Origin of the sequence: Enterobacter cloacae complex sp. SHL018, from assembly GCF_049237905.1 — a bacterium.
GTDB lineage: Bacteria > Pseudomonadota > Gammaproteobacteria > Enterobacterales > Enterobacteriaceae > Enterobacter > Enterobacter hormaechei_C.
Map to the genome: position 1 here is coordinate 67222 of NZ_JBMKJE010000008.1, position 24434 is coordinate 91655.

24 protein-coding genes are annotated in these 24434 nt (G+C 55.8%); 6 read left to right on the forward strand and 18 right to left on the reverse strand.

Going from position 1 to position 24434, the window contains the following annotated elements; all coding sequences use genetic code 11:
• Positions 1-21: 21 nt before the first annotated feature.
• Complete coding sequence (locus ACOTY5_RS21335) at positions 22-1005, forward strand: quinone oxidoreductase (RefSeq protein WP_003860300.1); 984 nt, start codon at positions 22-24, stop codon at positions 1003-1005.
• A 184-nt stretch (positions 1006-1189) separates the two neighbouring features.
• Here ACOTY5_RS21335 and pspG read toward each other — a convergent pair whose 3' ends face one another.
• The 4 genes from pspG to ACOTY5_RS21355 all read right to left on the reverse strand — a co-directional run bounded on the left by pspG (position 1190) and on the right by ACOTY5_RS21355 (position 4614).
• Positions 1190-1432: an envelope stress response protein PspG gene (gene pspG / locus ACOTY5_RS21340; RefSeq protein WP_017382623.1), complete on the reverse strand. Its 243-nt coding sequence runs from the start codon at positions 1430-1432 to the stop codon at positions 1190-1192.
• A 136-nt stretch (positions 1433-1568) separates the two neighbouring features.
• Entirely contained in the window at positions 1569-2564 is a 996-nt protein-coding gene (dusA, locus tag ACOTY5_RS21345) for a tRNA dihydrouridine(20/20a) synthase DusA (protein ID WP_045141433.1), read from the reverse strand.
• Between the two features lie 82 nt (positions 2565-2646).
• The gene (gene traF / locus ACOTY5_RS21350) at positions 2647-3933 is read right to left on the reverse strand and encodes a conjugal transfer protein TraF (RefSeq protein ID WP_234423049.1); all 1287 of its coding nucleotides are present in this window, start codon (positions 3931-3933) and stop codon (positions 2647-2649) included.
• 192 nt (positions 3934-4125) lie between these two features.
• Entirely contained in the window at positions 4126-4614 is a 489-nt protein-coding gene (locus tag ACOTY5_RS21355; RefSeq protein ID WP_017382621.1) for a cupin domain-containing protein, read from the reverse strand.
• Between the two features lie 116 nt (positions 4615-4730).
• On the opposite strand from ACOTY5_RS21355, the gene zur reads away from it, so the two are divergent.
• Positions 4731-5243 (forward strand): zinc uptake transcriptional repressor Zur, encoded by a 513-nt coding sequence (gene zur / locus ACOTY5_RS21360; RefSeq protein WP_006810484.1) that lies wholly within the window; start codon positions 4731-4733, stop codon positions 5241-5243.
• Between the two features lie 47 nt (positions 5244-5290).
• Here the strand turns inward: zur and ACOTY5_RS21365 are convergent, their stop codons facing one another.
• From ACOTY5_RS21365 to ACOTY5_RS21380, 4 genes are all read right to left on the reverse strand, one after another.
• Complete coding sequence (locus ACOTY5_RS21365) at positions 5291-5500, reverse strand: CsbD family protein (RefSeq protein ID WP_003860314.1); 210 nt, start codon at positions 5498-5500, stop codon at positions 5291-5293.
• Positions 5501-5619: 119 nt separating this feature from the next.
• Positions 5620-6957 carry an MATE family efflux transporter DinF gene (dinF, locus tag ACOTY5_RS21370; protein WP_023302925.1) on the reverse strand — a complete coding sequence of 446 codons (1338 nt, stop codon included), beginning with the start codon at positions 6955-6957 and terminating at the stop codon, positions 5620-5622.
• Between the two features lie 63 nt (positions 6958-7020).
• Positions 7021-7629 (reverse strand): transcriptional repressor LexA, encoded by a 609-nt coding sequence (lexA, locus tag ACOTY5_RS21375; protein ID WP_003860318.1) that lies wholly within the window; start codon positions 7627-7629, stop codon positions 7021-7023.
• Positions 7630-7737: 108 nt separating this feature from the next.
• Positions 7738-8106 (reverse strand): diacylglycerol kinase, encoded by a 369-nt coding sequence (locus ACOTY5_RS21380; protein ID WP_017382619.1) that lies wholly within the window; start codon positions 8104-8106, stop codon positions 7738-7740.
• 154 nt (positions 8107-8260) lie between these two features.
• Here ACOTY5_RS21380 and plsB point away from each other — a divergent pair, with 154 nt between their 5' ends.
• Entirely contained in the window at positions 8261-10681 is a 2421-nt protein-coding gene (plsB, locus tag ACOTY5_RS21385; RefSeq protein WP_003860322.1) for a glycerol-3-phosphate 1-O-acyltransferase PlsB, read from the forward strand.
• Between the two features lie 92 nt (positions 10682-10773).
• On the opposite strand, the gene ubiA is transcribed toward plsB, so the two are convergent.
• From ubiA to malK, 5 genes are all read right to left on the reverse strand, one after another.
• Positions 10774-11640: a 4-hydroxybenzoate octaprenyltransferase gene (ubiA, locus tag ACOTY5_RS21390; RefSeq protein ID WP_015570176.1), complete on the reverse strand. Its 867-nt coding sequence runs from the start codon at positions 11638-11640 to the stop codon at positions 10774-10776.
• Positions 11641-11652: 12 nt separating this feature from the next.
• On the reverse strand, positions 11653-12150 hold the full coding sequence (ubiC, locus tag ACOTY5_RS21395) for a chorismate lyase (protein ID WP_015570175.1): 498 nt from the start codon (positions 12148-12150) through the stop codon (positions 11653-11655).
• A gap of 172 nt (positions 12151-12322) precedes the next feature.
• The gene (gene malM, locus ACOTY5_RS21400; RefSeq protein ID WP_015570172.1) at positions 12323-13261 is read right to left on the reverse strand and encodes a maltose operon protein MalM; all 939 of its coding nucleotides are present in this window, start codon (positions 13259-13261) and stop codon (positions 12323-12325) included.
• 114 nt (positions 13262-13375) lie between these two features.
• Positions 13376-14686: a maltoporin gene (locus tag ACOTY5_RS21405; RefSeq protein WP_026080558.1), complete on the reverse strand. Its 1311-nt coding sequence runs from the start codon at positions 14684-14686 to the stop codon at positions 13376-13378.
• A gap of 42 nt (positions 14687-14728) precedes the next feature.
• Positions 14729-15838, reverse strand: coding sequence for a maltose/maltodextrin ABC transporter ATP-binding protein MalK (gene malK / locus ACOTY5_RS21410; protein ID WP_003860329.1), 1110 nt, complete (start codon positions 15836-15838; stop codon positions 14729-14731).
• A 371-nt stretch (positions 15839-16209) separates the two neighbouring features.
• Here malK and malE point away from each other — a divergent pair, with 371 nt between their 5' ends.
• The 3 genes from malE to malG all read left to right on the forward strand — a co-directional run bounded on the left by malE (position 16210) and on the right by malG (position 19971).
• On the forward strand, positions 16210-17400 hold the full coding sequence (gene malE / locus ACOTY5_RS21415; RefSeq protein WP_032646869.1) for a maltose/maltodextrin ABC transporter substrate-binding protein MalE: 1191 nt from the start codon (positions 16210-16212) through the stop codon (positions 17398-17400).
• Between the two features lie 121 nt (positions 17401-17521).
• Positions 17522-19066 (forward strand): maltose ABC transporter permease MalF, encoded by a 1545-nt coding sequence (malF, locus tag ACOTY5_RS21420; RefSeq protein ID WP_017694723.1) that lies wholly within the window; start codon positions 17522-17524, stop codon positions 19064-19066.
• 14 nt (positions 19067-19080) lie between these two features.
• On the forward strand, positions 19081-19971 hold the full coding sequence (gene malG / locus ACOTY5_RS21425; RefSeq protein ID WP_045141435.1) for a maltose ABC transporter permease MalG: 891 nt from the start codon (positions 19081-19083) through the stop codon (positions 19969-19971).
• A 96-nt stretch (positions 19972-20067) separates the two neighbouring features.
• On the opposite strand, the gene psiE is transcribed toward malG, so the two are convergent.
• The 5 genes from psiE to yjbE all read right to left on the reverse strand — a co-directional run bounded on the left by psiE (position 20068) and on the right by yjbE (position 24431).
• Positions 20068-20478 (reverse strand): phosphate-starvation-inducible protein PsiE, encoded by a 411-nt coding sequence (gene psiE / locus ACOTY5_RS21430; protein WP_000202963.1) that lies wholly within the window; start codon positions 20476-20478, stop codon positions 20068-20070.
• Positions 20479-20656: 178 nt separating this feature from the next.
• Complete coding sequence (locus ACOTY5_RS21435; protein WP_017382616.1) at positions 20657-22753, reverse strand: YjbH domain-containing protein; 2097 nt, start codon at positions 22751-22753, stop codon at positions 20657-20659.
• Positions 22753-23490 carry a capsule biosynthesis GfcC D2 domain-containing protein gene (locus tag ACOTY5_RS21440; RefSeq protein WP_017382615.1) on the reverse strand — a complete coding sequence of 246 codons (738 nt, stop codon included), beginning with the start codon at positions 23488-23490 and terminating at the stop codon, positions 22753-22755. The genes ACOTY5_RS21435 and ACOTY5_RS21440 overlap by 1 nt, the downstream gene beginning before the upstream one ends.
• Entirely contained in the window at positions 23487-24125 is a 639-nt protein-coding gene (locus ACOTY5_RS21445; RefSeq protein ID WP_017382614.1) for a YjbF family lipoprotein, read from the reverse strand. Before ACOTY5_RS21445 ends, ACOTY5_RS21440 begins: the two co-directional genes overlap by 4 nt.
• A 63-nt stretch (positions 24126-24188) precedes the next feature.
• Positions 24189-24431, reverse strand: a complete 243-nt coding sequence (gene yjbE, locus ACOTY5_RS21450) for an exopolysaccharide production protein YjbE (RefSeq protein ID WP_003860341.1) — start codon at positions 24429-24431, stop codon at positions 24189-24191.
• Positions 24432-24434 lie beyond the last annotated feature (3 nt).

The window sequence follows — 24434 nt, forward strand, 5'->3', positions numbered from 1 at the left end:
TTACCACATTCTGGAGGAAGCATGGCAACACGTATTGAATTTCACAAGCATGGTGGCCCTGACGTACTCAAAGCGGTGGAATTTACCCCCGCTGCGCCTGGCGAGAACGAAATCCAGGTGGAAAACAAAGCGATCGGCATTAACTACATCGATACCTATATTCGCGGCGGCCTCTACCCGCCTCCGTCGATGCCGAGCGGACTGGGCACCGAGGCGGCCGGTATCGTCAGCAAAGTGGGCAGCGCGGTTAAGCACATTAAGGAAGGCGATCGCGTGGTGTACGCGCAGTCGGCGCTGGGCGCTTACAGCTCCATCCATAACGTTCCGGCCGAGAAAGCGGCGCTTCTGCCAAATGCGATCGGCTTCGAGCAGGCTGCCGCCTCATTCCTGAAAGGGCTGACGGTCTATTATCTGCTGCGCAAAACCTACGAAATTAAGCCTGACGAGCAATTCCTGTTTCACGCAGCCGCAGGTGGCGTGGGGCTGATTGCCTGCCAGTGGGCGAAAGCCCTGGGCGCGAAGCTGATCGGCACCACAGGCAGCGCGCAAAAAGCGCAGCGCGCGCTGGACGCGGGCGCATGGCAGGTGATCAACTACCGGGAAGAGAGCATCGTTGAGCGGCTGAAAGAGATCACTGGCGGCAAAAAGGTCCGCGTGGTGTATGACTCGGTGGGGAAAGACACCTGGGAATCTTCGCTGGACTGCCTGCAACGTCGCGGGCTGATGGTGAGCTTCGGTAACGCCTCCGGGGCAGTCACCGGCGTCAACCTGGGCATTCTGAATCAGAAAGGGTCGCTATATGTCACTCGCCCTTCCCTGCAAGGTTACATCACCAACCGGGAAGAACTTGAGGAAGCCAGCAACGAGCTGTTCTCGCTGATCGCCAGTGGGGTAATTAAAGTGGATGTGGCAGAGGCGCAGAAATATCCGCTGACCGATGCGCAGCGCGCGCATGAGGTGCTGGAGAGCCGGGCAACGCAGGGATCAAGTCTGTTAATTCCCTGAGCCATAAAAAGAAATTGGGCTTCCCGTGGGAAGCCCTTTCTTTTTTTAGTTCGGCTGTATGTAGGGTACAGCTCGATGAATTCTTTAGCGGCAGCCATAGTGACAGATTCGATAAGTAAATCCTATTCTGTTCTAAGGATTGCTGCCGGAAAAGTTGCAGGTATGTGACGTACACCTCAATACCTTAGTAACGGAAGCGGTTATTACGCTGATAAGTGGGCAGTTTTGGTGATTTAATCGCCCGTATCGCCCATACCACCGCAATCGCCAGAAGTAACCACGGCAAGAGTTTAATCGTCAGGGCAAATAAACCGCCGACAAACATCACCACCGTGGCCACGACGAGCGCGGCCAGGATACCGAGCAGCGATACGCCCGTGACCATCAGCATGATAAAGAAGCCAATCACAAAAAGTAGTTCCAGCATGGTGCTCTCCCACGAGTTCCCGAATGATGCTGCGATCGTTACAAGAAACATGCCAAAAATAAGTCGTTGTTCTGAAAGCAAAACGCCCCGCAATGTCTTGCAGGGCGTGGCGTATTTGACCATCTTTTAGCGAAATTTAACGTTTATCCGCAACCAGACGCAGCGCGTGTTCCAGGACCTCAATATCCGCACCGGCCTTATGCGCGTTCTCGCTGAGATAACGACGCCACTGGCGCGCGCCAGGAATGCCCTGGAACAGGCCAAGCATATGGCGGGTAATGTGGCCCAGATACGTACCATGACTCAGCTCGCGCTCAATGTACGGATACATGGCGCGCACTACCGCCACGGGATCGGAGTCAGCACCGTCAACACCAAAGATTTCCCGGTCAACCGTCGCCAGAATGCCCGGGTTCTGATACGCCTCGCGTCCGACCATCACGCCATCCATATGTTCGAGATGCGCTTTGGCCTCGTCCAGCGACGTAATACCGCCGTTGATCGACATGGTCAGGTGCGGGAAGTCGCGTTTTAGCTGGTACACGCGCGGGTAGTCCAGCGGCGGGATCTCGCGGTTTTCTTTCGGGCTGAGGCCAGAGAGCCAGGCTTTACGGGCGTGGATGATAAACATCTCGCATTCACCCTTCCCTGATACGGTGTTGATGAAATCACACAGGAACTCGTAGCTGTCCTGGTCGTCTATGCCGATACGGGTTTTGACCGTAACCGGGATAGAGACGACGTCGCGCATCGCTTTGATACAGTCCGCCACCAGATGTGCATTACCCATCAGACACGCGCCGAACATACCGTTTTGCACACGGTCGGACGGGCAACCGACGTTGAGGTTAATCTCGTCATAGCCGCGTTCTTCAGCCAGCTTCGCGCACTGCGCCAGCGCAGCCGGATCGCTGCCACCCAGTTGCAGCGCAACCGGATGCTCCTCTTCGCTGTACGCCAGATAATCGCCCTTGCCGTGAATAATTGCGCCGGTAGTGACCATTTCGGTGTACAGCAGCGTATGGCGGGAGAGCTGGCGCAGGAAATAGCGGCAGTGTCTGTCCGTCCAGTCAAGCATTGGCGCAATGGAGAAACGGTGTGCATGGAAAGCGGTCTGGAGTTCTGACGACATGGCGAAGTTTTAAGCATCTGGTGGAAAAGGGGCGCTACTATAGCACAAAGAAAAGCCGGAGGCGCAGCGCCTCCGGTGTACTTTAGAACGTCATGCTCAACTGTGCCCCTGCGCCCCAGGTCTCGTCTTCGCCATAAAGCCCCATCAGGTCAACGTGGACGGAGTTGAACGGCGCGAAACCGACACCGCCGGTAAAGACGTTGCTGTCGTTCCCTTTCATATCCGCACGATAACCGGCGCGTACTGCCAGCCAGCTCAGTGGCGTGACTTCGGCACCGACGCCAACGTACTGGGAGGTGTCTTCGCTTTTAAAGCCCTTGGTTTCGGTCAGATCGCCATCTGCGGTCAGCGTGACCAGATCGTTGTGCCAGGCGGCCCCGGCAGTGACCAGCGGACGGATCTGATAGGTGTCTTTATAACTCACCCCCTCTCCCGTGCGCCCATTGCGAATGCGGATATCTTTGGTATCGATATCGCGCGACATCAGGTTTTGCCCGCTCACGCCGACCGTCCAGTTTTCACCAAAATCAGCAGCAATACCGGCATCGACGTTGAAGCCAGTGTCGTCGGTACGGTAGCGGCTGTCGTTCCACTTATTACTGTCGTAATCGTAGATTGAGGTGGTGTAGTTATAGAGCCAGGTTTTTTGCAGCTTCGGCGTGACGCCAACGGAAACCGGAACGCCGCCAAGATCGAACTGACGGGCCACCGCAATACCGTAGTCGGACACAATCGCCGCCCGACCAGACGCCGTAGAGTTAAGGTTTTTGGTGATCTGATCGGTACCGTTTAGCGCGGCATCCAGCGCCACACCGGCAGCCACCGCATCGCTTCGTTGTATACCGCGCAGATAATCAATGTCCTGCTGATCGATTGAAGAGCTGACCCGGCCATGGGCATAGCCTTTTGCCATAAAGGCCACGGAAAGAATATCGTTAGGGATACTGACGGCAATCCCCGCCCCTGCGGTGGCGTGTGCGGTCTTGCCTTTCAGGTAGTCCAGTTCATCAGCGAGATCTTTCGCTGCGCCCTGGAACTGATTGATCGAACCTAATGGATTGGTGATAACTTCAATGGGGGTCAGACTATCAACCACATCCTTGTAATGATTGATTTTGTCGTTAATGGTATCAATCTCGTCCTGAAGATTGTCTTCATCGGTCACCTGCACGCCAACGGACGGCAAAATAACCGTCACATCATCCTCGGGCTTAGATTTTGCCAGTAACGCGGGGTTGATTAACGCCCCGCTGCCATAGCTCCCTGCCGCGACACCCGTTCCGCCCATTGCGTCGCTACGCGCTTCCGTCCAGGTATTGGCTGCTCCCGCCTGATTTGCCATAAAAAAGGAGACAGCGATGCTAACCATCGAAAATTTAAAATGTTTTTTCACAGTGTGCTCGTAAATAGTTTGTTATTAGTTAACCCTGTCTGTTATCACCCAAACAGGAACGAACTATTGCTGTGAATAAGTGCAAAAAGACCCGCTATTTCCTTAAGTTAAATTCCATCCCGGCCTGTTGTAATATGTGACGACCATCAATATTTATAGAAGAGGAAATTATTTTCGCCCAGGTTTTCCATCGTGCGGCCCAAAAAACTGAGGCGGATGGTCGACCCAGCGGTCTTCGCGCGTCGCGGCATACACCGGATTGAGCGGATAGTAGATGCGGTTATGTTTTTTATTGGCCTCACCCACCACCAGTAAGCGCACCTCTTCATCGGTATTGTTGATAAAGGTGTGACACACGCCCGTCCCGGCTGGAAATCCCACGCTGTCTCCGGGTTCGAGCTTCCATAAATAGCCATTGATCCAGGCCTCAGGGTAACCCTCCAGAACGTAAACAAACTCCTCTTCGTCGCTTTCCGCATGCGGATAAGACGTACGGCGTCCGGGTGGCAGCCGTTCATGGTGAATACCAATGCGGCCGAGACCCAGCCTGCGGGCCAGCGGCGCGCCAACAGAAAAACGTTCGTTACTGTCAGGATACGTTGCGTCATCAGCGCCTTCCACGTCCCGCCAGTGCCGAATACAGTCAGGTCTTTTCATTTTGCGATCTCCTGATTTGCGATGCGTCAGGTATAGCACAGCCTGGCGGATCTCGGTGTTTTTAGCAGAACATGATAAAGTGAGGGTTTTCACCCCTTACACATCCGAGGTGCCCGATGGACAAGTCCACAAAAGAGCTGTTAGCGCAAGCTGAAAAGCTGTGCGCGCAACGCAATGTGCGCCTGACCCCGCAGCGCCTTGAGGTACTGCGTCTGATGAGCCTGCAACAGGGCGCCATCAGCGCCTACGATCTGCTCGATCTGCTGCGTGAAAGCGAGCCGCAGGCAAAACCGCCGACCGTTTATCGGGCGCTGGATTTTCTGCTGGAGCAAGGGTTTGTGCATAAAGTGGAATCAACAAACAGCTATGTGCTGTGCCATCTTTTTGACCAGCCAACTCACACGTCCGCCATGTTTATCTGCGATCGCTGTGGTGTGGTGAAGGAAGAGTGTGCGGAAGGTGTGGAAGATATTATGCATACGCTGGCAGCCAGAATGGGCTTTGCGCTGCGCCATAATGTGATTGAAGCCCACGGCTTATGTTCTGCCTGCGTGGAGGTGGAGTCATGCCGCCATCAGGATGCCTGTCAGCACGATCACTCTATCCTGGTGAAGAAAAAGCCGCGTTAAAGCCAAAGAAAAAGGCGGCTCAGGGCCGCCCTTGGGGATAGTGCCGGTTACCAGCGGTAGTCGTTACGGGTTTCCCAGTCTTTGACTTCATTTTCCGCCTGATCTTTTTCGTAACCGTAGCGCTCCTGGATTTTACCTACCAGCTGATCGCGCTTACCTTCAATGACGGTCATATCGTCATCTGTCAGCTTACCCCACTGTTCTTTCGCTTTACCTTTGAATTGCTTCCAGTTGCCGCCGATTTCGTCTTTATTCATAATCGTGTCCTCGTGTTAAGCGTCTATGAGTATCGTCCGCTTCGTTCTTTTCTGCTGGACGTGATTATTATTGTAGTTAAGGATTCGGCAGTTGTTTTTATATTCGGAATCTTTAACCGTTACGATATATCGTGCGGGGCTGGAAACCAGGTATTGTTTCGCCAGTGACGATGCCAGATAACGGCCAGCGAAAGGCCACGCAGTGAGAGAAACACCGCCAGCGCCAGCCACAGACCATGATTGCCGAGATACGGCAGGGTTAGCAGCGTCAGGCCGAACCCCGCCGCCGCGACGGCCATGCTGTTGCGCATCTCCGCCCCTCGCGTCGCACCAATAAACATGCCGTCCAGCAAATAGCACCACACGCCCACCACCGGTAATACTACCTGCCAGAGGATGTAGCGATCTGCCAGCTCACGTAGCGCGGGCAACGAGGTGAGTAACGCGACAATATGCCCACCAAAACAGGCGTATACCAGAGCAAAGACCAGCGCCACCAGGCCCGCCTGACGACAGGCAGCACGCCAGACTTCACGTAACTGGCCGCTTTCACGCGCGCCATAGGCCTGCCCTGAATGCGCCTCCACGGCGTAAGCAAAACCATCCAGCGCGTAAGCGGTAAAGGTCAGTAATGTCATAAGCACTGCGTTGACGGCAACGATCTCAGGCCCAAGACGCGCACCAAAAACGGTTAATGCACCAAAGCAGAGTTGCAGCAGAAGCGAACGGAGCATGATGTCGCGATTAAGCGCCAGCAGCTTTCGAATGTTGCCGCGCCAGGCCGATTTCAGCAGATCCAGGGTGATACCGCGCATCGCCAGCACGCGCCAGACCATCCCCAAACCGATCAGCAGCGTACCGTACTCGGCAATCGCCGTGGCCAGCGCCGCGCCCCGGACGTTCATGTGCAGCCCCATCACCAGCCAGAGATCGAGCACAATGTTAAGCAGGTTGCCCACCACCAGCAGGATCACCGGCGCGCGGGCGTACTGCACGCCCAGCAGCCAGCCCAGCAGGACCAGGTTTGCCAGTGAAGCGGGCGCGCTGAGCCAGCGAATTTCGAGGAACCGCCGGGCCTGTTCCAGTACGGCATCGCTGCCGCCTACAATATGGAGCGCAAGATCAATCAGCGGCGTACGCAACAGAACGATTAACGCGCCGGCACCGAATGCCAGAATGAGCGGCTGAACCAGCGCACGCGCCAGACGCAGGGGATCTTTTGCACCATACGCCTGGGCCGTCAGGCCTGTCGTACTCATGCGCAGAAAAAGCAGCAGCATAAAGAGGAAGCTGGTCGCCGTTGCGCCGATCGCGACGCCGCCAAGATAAATCGGCGAATCGAGATGCCCGATAACCGCCGTATCCACCAGCCCCAGCAGAGGAACGGTAATATTGGAAAAAATCATCGGTAGCGCAAGACGCCACAACGCCTTATCGGCAGAAGTTAGCAATGCCATGGAAATTACCGGAATCAGAAAACAGGCCAGGCTGTAGAGGAACTACAGCCTGTCAGGAAGAGATTACAGCCATTCACCGTTGCGGATAACGCCGACCGCCAGCCCTTCAATAGAGAAGCTCTGCTCGCGGAGATCTACCACAATCGGGGAGAATTCATTGTTTTCAGGCAGAAGCTGCACGGTATTGCCTTGTTTTTTCAGGCGCTTAACCGTCACTTCATCATCAATGCGCGCCACCACGACTTGCCCGTTACGCACATCCTGCGTTTTGTGTACCGCCAGCAGATCGCCATCCAGAATACCGATATCTTTCATGGACATTCCGCTAACGCGCAGCAGGAAATCGGCGCTCGGCTTGAACATGCCTGGGTCAACCTGATAGTGCCCTTCGATGTGCTGCTGCGCCAGCAGAGGTTCACCTGCGGCAACGCGGCCCACCAGTGGAATACCGCTCTCTTCTTCCACAAGCAGACGAATGCCGCGTGAGGCGCCGGAAACAATCTCAATCACGCCCTTACGCGCCAGCGCTTTAAGGTGCTCTTCGGCAGCATTAGGAGAACGGAAGCCCAGACGCTGCGCAATTTCTGCACGCGTGGGTGGCATACCCGTCTGGCCGATATGATCCCGAATGAGATCAAACACCTCTTGCTGCCTGGTCGTTAACGCTTTCATACCGCCCCCTGGGTGTATATACAGTTATGCTGTGAGTATATACAGTCAAAGGCGATTTTGGAACCAAAAACTGCACAAAAAACCAGGGACTTAATTATTCCTCGAGGCTCATCGGAAATGCGACCAAAGCAGCGTGACCCAGGTGATCGCCGCAGTGATAATCGCCAGCAGTACGGCAGCGGAACCCATGTCTTTCGCCCGGCCAGACAGTTCATGGAATTCCGACCCGATTCGATCAACTACGGCCTCAATAGCGCTATTCAGAATTTCCACTATCATCACCAGAAGGACAGATCCGATGAGCAGTACGCGGGTGATAGCATCAACATCAAGGAAGCAGGCGATGACAACGGCAACGATTGCGGCAACCGCTTCCTGGCGGAAAGCGGCTTCATTAACCCATGCCGCGCGGAAACCTTTCCATGAATAACCGGCAGCTTTAATGATTCGAGTTAACCCAGTGGTATTATTGGCCATTAAAAGAACCTTTTATGATAAATAGCGTCTGTAACTAAAGCCGCAGCGCGTTTTGCTGCAACCTGAAGTATGACGGGTAACAACAGAAATTTTGCGCGCTTTCTGTTATCCTTGCGCCGCAATTGCATTATTAACCAGAGGCTTTACATCGTTTATGTCCGGCTGGCCACGAATTTACTACAAATTACTTAATTTACCATTAAGCGTCCTGGTAAAAAGTAAGTCTATCCCAGCAGAACCTGCGCTGGAATTAGGGCTCGATACGTCGCGCCCTATTATGTACGTTTTGCCTTATAACTCGAAGGCAGACCTGCTGACGCTTCGCGCTCAATGTCTGGCGCACGATTTACCTGACCCGCTTGAACCGCTGGAAGTCGACGGTACGCTGCTGCCGCGCTACGTGTTCATCCATGGCGGGCCGCGCGTGTTCACCTATTACACGCCGAAAGAAGAGTCCATTAAGCTGTTCCATGATTACCTCGATCTGCACCGCAGCAACCCCGATCTGGACGTGCAGATGGTGCCGGTGTCGGTGATGTTTGGCCGTCGTCCGGGGCGCGAAAAAGGGGAAGAGAACCCGCCGCTGCGTATGCTCAACGGCATTCAGAAGTTCTTCGCCGTCTCCTGGCTGGGACGCGACAGCTTTGTCCGCTTCTCACCTTCCGTTTCACTGCGCCGCATGGCGGATGAACACGGCACTGACAAAATCATTGCGCAAAAGCTGGCGCGCGTTGCGCGTATGCACTTTGCACGTCAGCGTCTGGCGGCCGTTGGACCACGTCTCCCGGCACGTCAGGATCTGTTCAACAAGCTGCTGGCTTCCAAAGCGATTGCCCGTGCCGTAGAAGACGAAGCGCGCAGCAAGAAAATTTCGCACGAGAAAGCGCAGCAGAACGCGATAGCGCTGATGGAAGAGATCGCCGCGAATTTCTCCTACGAGATGATTCGCCTCTCTGACCGTATCCTTGGCTTCACGTGGAACCGCCTCTATCAGGGGATTAACGTCCACAACGCCGAGCGCGTACGTCAGTTAGCGCACGACGGCCACGAGATTGTCTATGTGCCCTGCCACCGCAGCCACATGGACTACCTGTTGCTCTCTTACGTGCTCTATCACCAGGGTCTGGTGCCGCCGCATATTGCTGCCGGTATCAACCTGAACTTCTGGCCAGCAGGCCCGATTTTCCGCCGTCTGGGTGCGTTCTTTATTCGTCGTACCTTCAAGGGTAACAAGCTTTACTCCACCGTCTTCAGGGAGTATCTGGGCGAGCTGTTCAGCCGCGGTTATTCCGTGGAGTACTTTGTTGAAGGCGGTCGCTCGCGTACCGGTCGTCTGCTCGATCCGAAGACCGGCACGCTGTCGATGACCATTCAGGCCATGCTGCGTGGCGGTACGCGTCCTATCACGCTGGTGCCTATTTACATCGGTTATGAACACGTGATGGAAGTGGGCACCTACGCGAAAGAGCTGCGCGGTGCGACCAAAGAGAAAGAGAGTCTGCCGCAGATGCTGCGTGGGCTGAGTAAACTGCGCAACCTCGGCCAGGGCTACGTGAACTTTGGTGAGCCCCTGCCGTTGATGACATATCTGAACCATCATGTTCCGGAGTGGCGCGAGTCTATCGATCCTATCGAAGCGGTACGTCCGGCCTGGCTGACGCCAACGGTCAACGGCATTGCATCCGAGCTGATGGTACGCATCAACAATGCTGGTGCGGCAAACGCCATGAACCTGTGTTGTACTGCGCTTCTGGCCTCCCGCCAGCGTTCACTGACCCGCGAACAGCTGACCGAGCAGATTGACTGCTACCTGGATATCATGCGCAACGTGCCGTATTCCGTTGATTCGACCGTGCCGTCTGCCACCGCCAGCGAGCTGATCGATCACGCGTTGCAGATGAACAAGTTCGAAGTCGAGAAAGATACGATTGGTGACATCATCATTCTGCCGCGCGAGCAGGCCGTGCTGATGACCTACTACCGCAATAACATCACGCACATGCTGATGCTGCCGTCGCTGATGGCGGCCATTATTACCCAGCACCGCCGGATTTCGCGTCAGGAGCTGCTGCGCCATATTCAGGCCATCTACCCAATGCTGAAAGCGGAGCTGTTCCTGCGCTGGAGTAAGGATGAACTGGCGGCAGAGCTCGATAAAATGACGGCAGAGATGCATCGTCAGGGGCTGATTACCATCAGTGATGATGAACTGCATATCAATCCGTCACGTTCCCGTACCTTGCAGCTTCTGGCTTCCGGTGCGCGTGAGACGTTGCAGCGCTACGCCATTACCTTCTGGTTGCTGAGTGCAAATCCGTCCATCAACCGCGGTACGCTGGAAAAAGAGAGCCGGACGCTGGCCCAGCGCCTTTCCGTTCTGCATGGCATTAACGCCCCGGAATTCTTCGACAAAGCGGTATTCAGCTCCCTGGTGCTGACGCTGCGCGACGAAGGGTACATTAGCGATACGGGCGATGCCGAGCCGGAAGAGACGATGAAGGTTTACCAGATGCTGGCAGAGCTGATTACCGCGGATGTGCGTTTGACGATTGAGAGTTCGACGCAGGGCGAATGATGCTAAAGCCGGGTGGCGCTAACGCTTACCCGGCCTATATGTTCCGCTAAATCGTAGGCCGGGTAAGGCGAAGCCGCCACCCGGCTTTTTTATCACCAGTAACTCATCGCCAGGCCCAGAAACAGCACCAGCCCGACGTAGTTATTATTCAGAAACGCTTTAAAGCAGGCTTCACGCTCGCGCTTCGCGATCAGCTTCTGCTGATACGCAAACAGCAGCCCCGCCACCAGTACGGACCAGTAAAACTCCCAGTTCAGCCCGTTCAGGCGACCAATCGCCACCATCAGCGCCAGCACCGCCACCTGCAATATGCCGATGATAAGTTTGTCGTGACGACCAAACAGGATCGCCGTCGATTTGATGCCAATCTTGAGATCGTCATCGCGATCGACCATCGCGTATTGGGTATCGTACGCAACGGCCCAGAGAATATTCGCCAGGAACATCAGCCAGCAGCTGAGCGGAACGGACTCGCTGACCGCGGCAAACGCCATGGGAATCGACCAGCCAAATGCCGCACCCAATACCACCTGCGGCAGATGGGTGTATCGCTTCATGAACGGGTAAACCCAGGCCAGCGCCAGAGCAGCAACGGACAGCAGAATGGTCATGGTGTTAAGGGTTAACACCAGCATAAAAGAGAGAAGCACCAGCACCACAAACAGAATGCGCGCCTCTTTCCCGGTCACCTGACCGCTCGGCAGAGGACGATTCGCGGTGCGCTTAACATGTCCATCAAATTTCCGGTCAGCATAGTCGTTAACCACACAGCCCGCAGCGCGCATCAGCCAGACGCCCGCCACAAACACCGCCAGGATCCACAGCGGCGGCACGCCCGGCGTGGCAACCCACAGCGCCCATAAGGTCGGCCACAGCAGCAGCAGCGCGCCAATGGGTTTATCAGTACGCATCAGGCGGTGATAGGCCAGCAGCTTATTCTGCGTCAGACTCCACTCCATTTTTTCTCCCTCTTAGTACAACGGCGATGCAGGCAAAAAGAGTTCCGTCAGTATTAACGGCTTGCCACTCAAACGAAGGCGGGAACGGCGCCCCCACAAATCGGCATCGCAACCAATTTCAATAAAATCACGGGTCAGTTCAGACGAGGTGAACAGATAGCGCCCCAGGGGCGTTTTGCCGAGGCGTTGCAATGCCAGCTCCGGCCCGGAAAGTGTAGACTCAGGAACCACCGTCCGCCCGGCAAGCCACGGCTCGCCATCGGCACACAGTAAAATTTCACGCAGCCAGTAGCGTTCTTCCTGCGGCAGCAGCGGCAGCTCGCTGGCAATCTCCGCAGGCGAGACAAACCCTTCCTGAATCATCGTCACCGTGACCGTTTTACCCTGTTGCTCAAAACGTTTTGTCATGGAATCTTCCAGCAGCAGCCAGTCCAGTTGCTCCGGGTCAAGCGCGGGTATTTGGTCGAAATAGCGTAGCGCACGCAGCTGCGTGAGCGCGGGGTGTGACATGCCAGACTCTCCGATACATAACGTAAAGGCATTGTATCGCAGATTGGCAAAATGAGGACGGACAAACCAAATTTAGCGATCACTATCGCAACAATGGTGCAACTTAGCCAAAAAAAGTGCGCCCGTGAAGGCGCACTAAACGACTAACAAAATCAGCACTGTGGGGAGACGGTTACCCCTTGCCTTTTACACTGCTGATAAAGGTGGAACGGGCAGTGGTTGAACCTAAACGCTCGGCTTCATCAAGCAGTTTCAGCGCTTTATCGACATCGCCGTTTTTAACCGCCTGCTTGATGGCGTTGTTAAAGTAAGTTTCAGTATCGTTAAGCACCGGCTCGGCTTTTTTCGCCGGGGCCGGGGCTGCGGCTGGTGCTGCGGCAGGCGCGGCATATACAGGCGCGGCAGTATTACCCACCGTTACCGGACCCGGGCCAGATGAGCCAAACAGCGGGCCTACGAGTACGCTGGAGGCGCTGTTGGTGGAGACTTTCAGCTTGATCAGACCATCGGTGGTATGACGGGCAAGCGGGTCCGGAATATCCGGAACAGAGTTCCCCGTGCCTTTCGCATAGGCTTTTGCCGGGTCAACAAGCTTCGTGGTTTGCTGCAAATCTTTTTCAGTCGTGAACACCAGAACATAAATCTTCTGCTGACCCAGGGCTGGCGTCAGGCGCATAACGCCTTCCAGCCGATCGGCGCTCATGACGCCAGGCTCCTGATAGCTGAAATAGTCGCTTGGGAAGAACGCGGATGGCGTCATGTTCTGATCGAGGATCAGCACGTTAGGCGCGAAGACGCTGGTCTGTTTATTGACTTCACTGGTCAATGTCAGGGTCAGCTCGCCGATATTCGCCGGCACGCTGAAAGCCGCAACCGGACCGCTGATACCCGGCACGTTCAGTGACTGGCCCCCCGCTGAAAGCTGGGTAGTTTGTGTTTTCGATTGATCAACTGGCGTCCACACCAGTTGCTGAAGTGCCGCAGCCGGAATAGCTGGCGCAGCGCTGGTATTTTGAGGAACAAAATTCACATCTGCAAAGGTGACCGCAGGCGCACAGGCCAACAGCCCCGCAGAGAGGCACAGCGCGACGAGACTTTTCTTCATTTTCATTGTTATTACCTCTGATAGCGTGAGCACTGCGGTGGCCAGGCAATAGCGCGCAGCACCCTAAGGAGAGAGGGGCTTGCGCCCCTCTTTTCAGGTCATTACGTCAGGCTTGACGAATTACCACCAGATTTCCATCTGGGCGCCGAAGGTCCACTCATCGTTGTCGCCACGGCTGAAGGTTTTCGCGGAGGTGTCGCTATACGCTACGCCAGAGGTGTAACCTGCACCTGAGTCGTTGTTTGCATAGCCCCATTTCTCATCCCACTTCGCGTAGGTTGCGAAGACGCGGATAGCCGGACGGGACCAGATGCTGTCGCCTGCCTGCCATTGCTGTGCCAGGGTGATTTTGTACTGGCTGTTTTTGTCGTCAGTTTTCTGAGATTTGACGTTGTCGTAGCCCACTTCCAGCAAGGTGCTCATGATCGGCGTCCATTTGAACATTGGACGAACACCCACGGTCCACCACTCGGTACCGTTGTTGTTGTCACGATCGATGTTCTGGTACATACCGACGTACATCAGGTCCCAACGGTCTGCCAGGGTGATTGCACCGTGGTCCAGCACGCGCCACATAGAGCCGTCGTTATCGATGCTGCCGCCCTGTGGAATACCTTTACCGTTAGAGGTCATGGAATCCGTACCGTATTGCAGTACGAACTTGTTGAAGCCTTTCATCATGCTCTGGGTGTGTTCAGCGGTGAACAGCCAGCCATCTTTAGAGGCGCCAGGTTGCAGGTAGTAGTCGTCAGGAATGTTGGTATGACCGTAGTCAACGCCCAGCTCCAGCGTACCGCCCGGGTTGGTTTCCAGACCGGCTAAACGCACATCGAAGACATCGTTTGGTACCACGTTGTCATAAATACGGTCGCCGTTCGCATCACGATCGGCGAAGGTTGCAGAACCGCCGGACTCAGAAGAACGGGTCGCTGCCAGAGAGAGTTTACCAAAGCCCAGATCGATGTTTTCAATACCGGCACCAGGACCAGAGATATCCCAGTAGTAGAAGTCGATCATGTGTACGTCATGACGCTGATAGAAGCGTTTACCGGCCCAGATGGTAGAGCCTGGCAGCCATTCAATCAGGTTTTTACCCTGCACGTTAGCTTCACGGAAGGCCGGGCTGGTGGATTCCCAGTCATTCTGTTGAGAAACGGAGTACGCTACGTTGGTGTCGAAATAGAAGCTCTTGTCGCCTTCTTTCCACACTTCCTGGCCCAGTTTCAGTTCGGCGTAGGTTTCACATTCGTTACCGAGACGGTATTTACTTTGTGCGCCTGTTGCCTGGAAACATTGTTGTTCACCGCCACTTCCGGTCCAGCCAATGCCGGAACGAGCATAACCTTTAAAGTCTACGGCGCCCGCCTGGGCAGACAGGATGCCTGCCGCAATGGCGACAGCCAGAGGGACTTTGCGCAGAGTAATCATTATTCTATCTCCTGAGATCATTGCTTTTCTTTGTAATTGGAATGCTTAAACGCCTGGCTCTTTGTGCAACCGACGACATGCAGTGCCATCCTCACGGAACAGATGGCAACGCTCTGGCGGCAAACCGATAGCGAATGTGGCACCCTCTTCTACCAACACCACGTCATTCTGGCGGTAGACCAGGTTCTGACGGATGGCGGGGATCTGGATATGAATCTGTGTTTCGTGACCAAGCTGTTCGACGACCTGAACTTCACCTTCCAGCGTCACATCAGCGATGTGGCTCGGCAGTAAATGCTCAGGGCGGATACCGAGGGACATGTTGGCCCCCACCTGTACGTTAGCGCTGTCGACCGGCAGCCAGACTTGCTGACGGTTTGGCAGCTCCACCTGTACCTGTTCGATTGCCGTCGCGGTCACTTTTACGGGCAGGAAGTTCATCTTTGGCGAGCCAATGAAGCCCGCAACAAAGCGGTCTGCCGGGTAGTGATACAGCTCCAGCGGTTTGCCCACCTGCGCCACGCGACCGGCGTCCAGCACCACGATTTTGTCGGCCAGCGTCATCGCTTCGACCTGATCGTGGGTGACGTAAATCATCGTGCGTCCAAGGCGTTTGTGCAGACGGGAGATTTCGATACGCATCTGGACGCGCAGGGCGGCATCCAGGTTAGAAAGCGGTTCATCGAGCAGGAACACGCGCGGCTCGGCCACCAGCGTACGGCCGATCGCCACACGCTGACGCTGACCACCGGAGAGCGCCTTCGGTTTACGCTCCAGCAGATGTGCCAGCTGGAGCACTTCCGCCACCTGGGTGACGCGCTGGTTAATGGTCTCTTTTTTCGCGCCGGCCAGCTTCAGGCCAAAGGACATGTTCTCGGCAACGGAAAGATGCGGATAAAGGGCATAAGACTGGAACACCATGCCCACGCCGCGTTCAGCTGGCGGGATGTCGTTCATTCGGGTATCACCAATAAATAAATCGCCACTGGTGATGGTTTCAAGACCGGCAATCATACGCAGCAGAGTCGATTTACCACAGCCTGATGGACCCACGAACACCACAAACTCACCTTCGTGGATGTCCAGATTGATGTCTTTTGACACCACTACGTCGCCCCAGGCTTTCGTTACATTACGCAGCTGTACGCTCGCCATGCCCTTCTCCCTTCGTTACAACCTGTCACCGACAGAAACATTCAAGATAAGTTCACTATGCGTGTTCCATTACTTTCGTGAATCCTCCACCCCCCGGCTTTTTTATGGGGGAGGAGGCGGGAGGATGAGAGAGCAGGCTCTGCGACCGCAGCGGAGGGGCTGAGGCGAAAATCGTGAAGCGGCCTGCAAAATTCAGTGGGTTTTTATGTGCGCCAGCACTCATAACTTAAATTTATGTTACAGGGATCACACAAACAGGGGGTGGGGCGTAGGGACTGGGAGGATGGAAAGAGGATGTCAAATAAGGAGACTGAGTCACGTTGAACCACCTTATGTATCCACGAGCACATCACCAATAAAGGATGGCAGATATGAAGATCAAGACTGGCGCACGCGTTTTCGCATTGTCCGCCCTCGCAGCAATGATGATTTCCGCACCGGCTCTCGCCAAAATTGAAGAAGGTAAGCTGGTTATCTGGATTAACGGCGACAAGGGCTATAACGGTCTGGCCGAAGTGGGCAAAAAATTCGAGAAAGACACCGGTATCAAAGTCACCGTAGAACACCCGGACAAACTGGAAGAGAAGTTCCCGCAGGTTGCGGCAACTGGCGATGGTCCGGACATTATCTTCTGGGCGCATGACCGTTTCGGGGGCTACGCGCAGTCTGGCCTGCTGGCAGAAGTTACGCCAGACAAAGCCTTCCAGGACAAACTGTTCCCGTTCACCTGGGACGCCGTTCGCTATAACGGCAAGCTGATCGCTTACCCAATCGCGGTTGAAGCGCTGTCTCTGATTTACAACAAAGACCTGGTGCCAAACCCGCCGAAGACCTGGGAAGAGATCCCTGCTCTGGATAAAGAGCTGAAGGCGAAAGGTAAATCCGCCCTGATGTTCAACCTGCAAGAGCCGTACTTCACCTGGCCGCTGATTGCTGCCGACGGCGGTTACGCGTTCAAGTTTGAAAACGGCAAATATGACGTGAAAGACGTGGGCGTGGACAACGCAGGCGCGAAAGCGGGTCTGACCTTCCTGGTTGACCTCATCAAGAACAAACACATGAATGCGGATACCGACTACTCCATCGCGGAAGCGGCGTTCAACAAAGGCGAAACCGCGATGACCATCAATGGTCCGTGGGCCTGGACCAACATCGACAAGAGCAAAATCAACTACGGCGTGACCCTGCTGCCAACCTTCAACGGCAAGCCGTCTAAACCGTTCGTGGGCGTGCTGAGCGCAGGCATCAACGCCGCCAGCCCGAACAAAGAGCTGGCGAAAGAGTTCCTCGAAAACTACCTGCTGACCGATCAGGGTCTGGATGAAGTGAACAAGGACAAGCCGCTGGGCGCCGTTGCGCTGAAATCCTTCCAGGATCAGCTGGCGAAAGATCCGCGTATTGCGGCCACCATGGATAACGCCCAGAAAGGCGAAATCATGCCGAACATCCCACAGATGGCTGCGTTCTGGTACGCCACCCGTACCGCGGTCATCAACGCTGCAAGCGGTCGCCAGAGTGTCGATGCCGCACTGAAAGATGCTCAGGGCCGTATTACTAAGTAAGTCTGAAAAACGGCGGGTGGCGCGTGCGCTTACCCGCCCTACGACTACGGCACGATCCGTAGGTCAGGTAAGCGCAGCGCCACCTGACGATAAGTTTCCACCGTTGTAGAGGAAGAACCCCATGGATGTCATTAAAAAGAAACACTGGTGGCAAAGCGACGCACTGAAGTGGTCAGTGATAGGTCTGCTGTGTCTGCTGGTGGGTTACCTTGTTGTTTTAATGTACGTGCAAGGGGAATACCTGTTTGCCATCATGACGCTGATTTTAAGCTCGGTTGGCCTGTATATTTTCGCCAACCGTAAAGCGTACGCCTGGCGCTATGTCTACCCGGGCGTTGCCGGGATGGGGCTGTTTGTCCTCTTTCCGCTGATCTGCACCATCGCGATTGCCTTTACCAACTACAGCAGCACCAACCAGCTCGCGCAGGAGCGTGCCACCCAGGTGCTTCTGGATCGTTCTTACCAGGCGGGTAAAACCTTTAACTTCGGCCTGTATCCCACGGGTGACGAGTGGAAGTTAGCGCTCACTGACGGTGAGAGCGGCAAAACCTATCTTTCCGACGCGTTCAAATTTGGCGGCGAGCAGAAGCTGGCCTTAAAAGAGGCTGCGGCCCTGCCGGAAGGTGAACGTGCGAACCTGCGTATCATTACCCAGAATCGTCAGGCGCTGACCCAGCTCACCGCCGTGCTGCCAGACGAAAGCAAAGTGACCATGAGCTCGCTGCGTCAGTTCTCCGGCACGCAGCCGCTTTATACTCTGGCGGATGACGGCACGCTGACCAACAACCAGAGCGGCGTGAAGTACCGTCCGAACAACGATATCGGTTTCTATCAGTCGGTGAATGCCGACGGCAGCTGGGGCGACGACAAACTCAGCCCGGGCTATACCGTCACCATCGGCTGGGACAACTTCACCCGCGTATTTACCGACGAAGGCATCCAGAAACCGTTCTTCGCCATCTTCGTCTGGACGGTGGTCTTCTCGGTGCTGACCGTGATCCTGACCGTGGCCGTGGGCATGGTGCTGGCCTGCCTCGTGCAGTGGGAGTCCCTGAAAGGCAAAGCGATTTACCGCGTGCTGCTGATTCTGCCCTACGCCGTGCCGTCGTTTATCTCGATTCTGATTTTCAAAGGGCTGTTTAACCAGAGCTTCGGTGAAATCAACATGATGCTGAGCGCGCTGTTCGGTATCAAACCGGCCTGGTTCAGCGACCCAACCACCGCTCGCTCGATGATTATCATCGTGAACACCTGGCTCGGTTATCCGTACATGATGATCCTGTGCATGGGGCTGCTGAAGGCTATCCCGGACGATCTGTACGAAGCCTCGGCGATGGACGGCGCGGGTCCGTTCCAGAACTTCTTCAAAATTACCCTGCCGCTGCTCATTAAGCCGCTGACGCCGCTGATGATCGCCAGCTTCGCCTTTAACTTTAACAACTTTGTGCTGATTCAGCTGTTGACCAACGGTGGCCCGGACCGTCTCGGCACCACCACGCCGGCAGGCTATACCGACCTGCTCGTGAGCTACACCTACCGCATCGCCTTCGAGGGCGGCGGCGGTCAGGACTTCGGCCTGGCGGCGGCGATTGCCACCCTGATCTTCCTGCTGGTGGGCGCCCTGGCGATTGTGAACCTGAAAGCCACACGTATGAAATTTGACTAAGGAGGGCACTGAACATGGCAATGGTACAACCCAAATCTCAGAAACTGCGCCTCCTCGCGACGCACTTAGGCCTGCTGATTTTCATCGCGGCGATCATGTTCCCGCTGCTGATGGTTATCGCCATCTCCCTGCGTTCGGGGAACTTCGCCACCGGGAGCCTGATCCCGGACGAAATCTCCTGGGAGCACTGGAAGCTCGCGCTGGGCTTCAGCGTGGAACATGCGGATGGCCGCGTCACGCCGCCGCCGTTCCCGGTGCTGCTGTGGCTATGGAACTCGGTGAAGGTGGCGACCATCACTGCGATCGGCATCGTGACGCTCTCCACCACCTGCGCTTACGCCTTCGCCCGTATGCGTTTCCCGGGCAAAGCGACGCTGCTGAAAGGGATGCTGATTTTCCAGATGTTCCCGGCCGTGCTGTCGCTGGTGGCGTTGTATGCCCTGTTTGACCGTCTTGGGCAGTATGTGCCGTTCATCGGCCTGAACACTCACGGCGGCGTGATCTTCGCTTATCTTGGCGGCATCGCCCTGCACGTGTGGACCATCAAAGGCTATTTCGAAACCATCGACGGTTCGCTGGAAGAAGCGGCGGCGCTGGATGGGGCGACACCGTGGCAGGCGTTCCGTCTGGTGCTGCTGCCGCTGTCGGTGCCGATTCTGGCGGTGGTGTTTATCCTGTCGTTTATCGCCTCCATCACCGAAGTCCCGGTCGCCTCACTGCTACTGCGCGATGTGAACAGCTACACCCTTGCCGTCGGTATGCAGCAGTACCTCAACCCGCAAAACTACCTGTGGGGCGACTTTGCCGCGGCGGCCGTCCTCTCTGCCATCCCGATTACCGTGGTGTTCCTGCTGGCCCAGCGCTGGCTGGTCAACGGCCTGACGGCGGGCGGTGTGAAAGGTTAAGTTTCATTTGTTATGCCACTGCAACCCTCAACTTTAGACGTATTGTATTGAACCAACTTGTGACTGTTATTCGGCGGCCTCCGGGCCGCCATTTTTTTATTCGCGTTTCAGCCGCTTCGAGTTGCACAGCCAGAGGGTGATCACCAGCAGCAGGATCGCCGCCGAGTAGATCAGCACGTCGAGCGGAGATTTATGATCGACGATGATCAGCCGCACAATGGCGGTGATGCCAATGTAGACAAAATAGCGCAGCGGGAAGTGAAAGCCGGACTGAAAGTACTTCACAATCAGGGCGATAAATTCAAAGTAGAGAAAGTAGACCACCAGGCCTTCCACCAGCGCGTATTTGCTGGTTTGCTCAGGGGCGAACAGCACATCCGCCAGATGCACCGTCTCTTTACCCAGAAAAACGACCAGGATCAGGCCAAGGCTCAGCAGACCGAGGTTCAGCACGGTCTGGAGTATCGTTGAGATAAACTCAACGCGCGGACGAGTCAGGGATGTCATACAGCACCTCATTCTCCAGGGCGAGGTTCCTGTATAACGCAAAAATGTGACGGGGATCTATATTTTTTGTTTATGTTTTGTCCAGATGAACATTCTTGCCGGGCGGCACTGCGTTTGCCCGGCCTACAAAAACACTCTCGTAGGCCCGGTAAGCGCAGCGCCACCGGGCAAATAAGCATCAGCGGAAGTTAATGTTCTTATCGCTGGTCATATCATACAGCTGGAATTTACGTCCAAGCTGCTGACCGCCGTCGCGCGTCAGCGGCGTCCAGCCCACTGCCGCACGGCTGCGGGTTGGGCCTGATGAGAACAGATCCAGCGGAATCGACACGTACACCCCTTTGGTGAAGTCCCCTTCCCCGTACTCGTCTGGCGAAACGTTGGTGATGGTGGCATAGCCGCCCACCACCACGCCGCTGTCGAAGTGTTTGGAGATATCCAGCGTGCCGCCCTTATCACCCGCCAGATACTGGCCGACGCTGGCTTTCACCAGCACGTCCTGCGCGAACGACGGCGTCCAGTAGGCGGTCAGGTGGCCGGTTTTGACGCTGTAGTCGGTGAACTTCATCATGTCCTGCGCGCTGCGCCAGTCACGCTGTTTCACGTAGTTGGCATCAACCCCAAACGCCCAGTTGCTGTCGACAGGACGATAAAGCACTTCTGCCCCGGCGCCGCCGAACATGGTTTCCAGATAGCCACCGTAAACCTGGCCGTAGAAGCCGTTGCCGAAGTACTGGAAGTAGTTGGCCTGGAGGTTATTCACGTAGATATCGTTCTGCACATATTCGCGAACGCGGGTACGCACGCGCGGCAGTTTTGAATCGTTCGGCGGGTTGGTGTAGTTAAATTTGTCGTAGTTGTTAGCAATGTTGCCGAACAGACTACCGGTGGTCAACAGGTGGTCGGTCACCCACAGATCCGCCGTCGCCATCGCCCCCAGCTGATACATGTAGAAGTTTTCCGGCCCACCCACGGACTGGTTCAGCACCGGATCGATATGGAAATCGAAGCGGGATTTATCGATATACCAGCCCTGCTCGGTGCTCTCTGGCACCACCGGCTCAACGCGTTTTTGTACCAGCTCGGTTTCATGTCCCAGCGGTTCGCCTTCAAGATGACGCTTAAGGCTGGCAACATCGGTTTCGGTTGTGACCTGCGGCAGGTTGAGGCGGTTCTCCGTCACGCGGATCGTGCGGATCCCCTCCGGCAGATCGTTCATGACGATCCGGTTGGCGCGCTCGATCCCTTCGCGGGAGTCGCGGTATTTTACCTGCTCGCCGGTGACGTACAGCGTATCGCCTTTGGTCTGGATCTTTGGATCCGCCAGGCCCGCGTTATATTTCAGCAGCGTCAGCTGGTTCGCTACCACGGAGTGCTGAATGATCGCATCCTGCGGCTCCGGCTGATATTTTGGCCGCGGGTTGTCATTGTAGTGCGGCCGCATGTCGTTAAAGTTAGTGCGCAGGGTAAAGCCAAACATCAGGGTATTACCGCGCTCATAGCTGAGGTTAACGTCGGCCCAGTCGGTGACGCGGTAAATGGCGCCGACGTTAAACTTGCTCTTTTGCTCAATTTTCCCGGCGAAGTCCTGCGAGTAGTCGTTTCCTTCGTACTCCAGCTTCAGACGTAACGGCTGCCACGGTGTTTGATACTCCACGCCACCAAACAGCGAGGCCGGGCCGTGGAACATCTGGTCCCCGTTGATGGAGCCCGCTTTCTGGTAGCTGTTATCGCGGTAGCAGTATTTATCGCTGTAGGTACAGAACGGATTTTTGACGTTGCCGCTGGTGCCGAGATAGCCCCATCCCAGACCGAGTGAGAAATCAAACGGTCCCCAGGCTTTGCTGGCCACGATGTATTCCGCGTCAAACAGGCCGGTCCCGCCGATATCCTTCGCACCAACGGAGACCTGCGGCATCCAGTAGCTCTCTTCCCACAGGCGCAGCTTCACGTCGAAAGCTTTGTCTTTGTAGGTCTGGTCGCCGGAGAAGGCATCCACGCTGCTGTACTGTTTTGTACGCACGTCGGTGTAGCGCAGCGTGGTCTCCAGCCAGGGGAACAGCTGCACGGACGCAGAGTAGTAACGGTACTGATCGTTATCGCGATAGTTAAGGCTGATTTCCCCCTCGCGGGCCATACGCGCGGTTGGGGTTTGCAGTAAGCCCACGCCGCCAAAATCGGACTGCGACGGGCCGATGGGTGCCGGATACGTTTCTGCATGACAGGCGGCACTCACGCACAGTGCAAGCATGCTGTAGAGATAGGTTTTTTTCATTATTCCGGTATCCGCTGTATCAGGGAGCGAAGGATATCGGCATTAAGCCCGTCATACGCTTTCGTCCAGAAATGGTCGGCAAAACCGACAAAAATGATGCTGCCTGGCATAGGTTCGATATGGCGTTTATTCCAGTAAGCCACTGGCGCTTTCTGCGTATGCCCGTCCGGATAGACCACCCAGGCATAGCTGTTATCCGCTCCGCTGAGCAGACTTTGCTCGTCGAGATAGCTCGCCACGTCCCGGCCCGGCGTAAACGGCTTTTTGCCAGGGCTGCTGAGAAGCCCCATCATGGTGACGGTGGAAGGCTGAGCCGGAAGCCACAGGGTATAGTCCCCTTCCAGCGACGGATTGCCGTTTTCCGCAACGCGCACCTCATCCGGATCCAGATTCACCTTCTGGCGCCCCGTCACCTTAACCGCCTGAAGCTGCTGACGCAGGCTAGTAATGGCAGCGGCATCGTCGGTATCTTCCTGTTGTGCCAGCCCGCTTAGTCGGGCGAGCAGCGCCTGATGTTTTTGTTCCGCTACAAGCGTCGCCTGACGCTCGCTGATCACCGCCCCGGTCCACCAGCTTTTCGCCAGCCTCGGCTGCCCCACCAGATCGAGCAGATGCCCGGCATTGGTTAAGGTTTTAGGTTTTTCGCTGTCCGGGGTGTAGACCTGTACCGTTCCCGCAGACCACGCCAGCGGCGAGGTCAGGCTGGCGAGAAGCGCAATGTGGATGAACATTTTCATGATTTCGCCGCCTTGATCAGGGTGGCCTTCACCGGGAAGAAACCGGCACCGAGATACTGTAAGGACTGGCGGATTTGCCCCTCTTCGTCCACCCAGAAGCGGTTATGCCAGGTGGCCTGATCGGTTGTCACTTCTTCATCCAGCACGCGCACCTGCGTTTCGTCGCTGCCCACTTTGACACTGTCCGTACCGTCCCAGCGGAAGGTGGAGCGGGCCGTGGCGTAGCGCACCTGTTTATGCTCGGTCCAGCCCATCGTGCGCGTCCAGCTTGCGCCATCGACGATCTGATTCGGCTTGATGAGCGGATCTTCAGCCAGGTTGTTCACCTCAAGCAGGTTGTCGCCGCCGAGCAACGTTTTCACGATGCGGGAATGCTGTGTCACGATGGTGGCCTGATCCTGCGTCACCCATTTCTGCTGCCCGTTTTCATCGAAAGCGAGCACCACAAACAGTTGCGGACCATCGTTTAGCTGCATGTACTGGCTGGCATACGGCATGTTCTGAAGTTCGTCATCGGTCAGATGCACGCCCGGCGTGCCGAACATGCTGTCCCACAGTGAGTGGCCCAGCCCTTTGGTGGTAGCTGAGCACGCCTGCAACAGCAGGCAAATCAGGATGATTGCAGGTCGCTTCACGACTCTTCTCCGAAGGGGCGAAATAACCACACCGAAGTGTGGTTATGATTAAAACACCCGTTATTACTGGGTGCTGGTCGTCGTAGTGGTCGTGGTTCCGGTATTGGAGCCATCACCGCCACCGGTTGCCGCCAGCGCGACACCCACGGCTGAACTTACGGCGCTGGTGCTGGCTGCGGTAGAACTCCCCGCAGACGCAGACGTCGCTGCCGACCCTGCTGCTTCCCCGACCTGGACCGGAGCTGCATAGACAGACGTCGCCGCAAGCGCAGATATGGCAAAAATGCCATACAGTACTTTCTTCATAAC

What these genes read in the sequence shown, in the direction of transcription:
- ACOTY5_RS21355 (WP_017382621.1), bottom strand. Translation starts at nt 4,614, where the DNA reads ATGAAAAGACCTGACTGTATTCGGCACTGGCGGGACGTGGAAGGCGCT.
- malE (WP_032646869.1), top strand. Translation starts at nt 16,210, where the DNA reads ATGAAGATCAAGACTGGCGCACGCGTTTTCGCATTGTCCGCCCTCGCA.
- plsB (WP_003860322.1), top strand. Translation starts at nt 8,261, where the DNA reads ATGTCCGGCTGGCCACGAATTTACTACAAATTACTTAATTTACCATTA.
- ubiA (WP_015570176.1), bottom strand. Translation starts at nt 11,640, where the DNA reads ATGGAGTGGAGTCTGACGCAGAATAAGCTGCTGGCCTATCACCGCCTG.
- traF (WP_234423049.1), bottom strand. Translation starts at nt 3,933, where the DNA reads ATGGTTAGCATCGCTGTCTCCTTTTTTATGGCAAATCAGGCGGGAGCA.
- malG (WP_045141435.1), top strand. Translation starts at nt 19,081, where the DNA reads ATGGCAATGGTACAACCCAAATCTCAGAAACTGCGCCTCCTCGCGACG.
- ACOTY5_RS21365 (WP_003860314.1), bottom strand. Translation starts at nt 5,500, where the DNA reads ATGAATAAAGACGAAATCGGCGGCAACTGGAAGCAATTCAAAGGTAAA.
- malF (WP_017694723.1), top strand. Translation starts at nt 17,522, where the DNA reads ATGGATGTCATTAAAAAGAAACACTGGTGGCAAAGCGACGCACTGAAG.
- ACOTY5_RS21440 (WP_017382615.1), bottom strand. Translation starts at nt 23,490, where the DNA reads ATGAAAATGTTCATCCACATTGCGCTTCTCGCCAGCCTGACCTCGCCG.
- ACOTY5_RS21335 (WP_003860300.1), top strand. Translation starts at nt 22, where the DNA reads ATGGCAACACGTATTGAATTTCACAAGCATGGTGGCCCTGACGTACTC.
- malK (WP_003860329.1), bottom strand. Translation starts at nt 15,838, where the DNA reads ATGGCGAGCGTACAGCTGCGTAATGTAACGAAAGCCTGGGGCGACGTA.
- zur (WP_006810484.1), top strand. Translation starts at nt 4,731, where the DNA reads ATGGACAAGTCCACAAAAGAGCTGTTAGCGCAAGCTGAAAAGCTGTGC.
- lexA (WP_003860318.1), bottom strand. Translation starts at nt 7,629, where the DNA reads ATGAAAGCGTTAACGACCAGGCAGCAAGAGGTGTTTGATCTCATTCGG.
- psiE (WP_000202963.1), bottom strand. Translation starts at nt 20,478, where the DNA reads ATGACATCCCTGACTCGTCCGCGCGTTGAGTTTATCTCAACGATACTC.
- ACOTY5_RS21380 (WP_017382619.1), bottom strand. Translation starts at nt 8,106, where the DNA reads ATGGCCAATAATACCACTGGGTTAACTCGAATCATTAAAGCTGCCGGT.
- ubiC (WP_015570175.1), bottom strand. Translation starts at nt 12,150, where the DNA reads ATGTCACACCCCGCGCTCACGCAGCTGCGTGCGCTACGCTATTTCGAC.
- malM (WP_015570172.1), bottom strand. Translation starts at nt 13,261, where the DNA reads ATGAAAATGAAGAAAAGTCTCGTCGCGCTGTGCCTCTCTGCGGGGCTG.
- ACOTY5_RS21435 (WP_017382616.1), bottom strand. Translation starts at nt 22,753, where the DNA reads ATGAAAAAAACCTATCTCTACAGCATGCTTGCACTGTGCGTGAGTGCC.
- dusA (WP_045141433.1), bottom strand. Translation starts at nt 2,564, where the DNA reads ATGTCGTCAGAACTCCAGACCGCTTTCCATGCACACCGTTTCTCCATT.
- yjbE (WP_003860341.1), bottom strand. Translation starts at nt 24,431, where the DNA reads ATGAAGAAAGTACTGTATGGCATTTTTGCCATATCTGCGCTTGCGGCG.
- dinF (WP_023302925.1), bottom strand. Translation starts at nt 6,957, where the DNA reads ATGGCATTGCTAACTTCTGCCGATAAGGCGTTGTGGCGTCTTGCGCTA.
- pspG (WP_017382623.1), bottom strand. Translation starts at nt 1,432, where the DNA reads ATGCTGGAACTACTTTTTGTGATTGGCTTCTTTATCATGCTGATGGTC.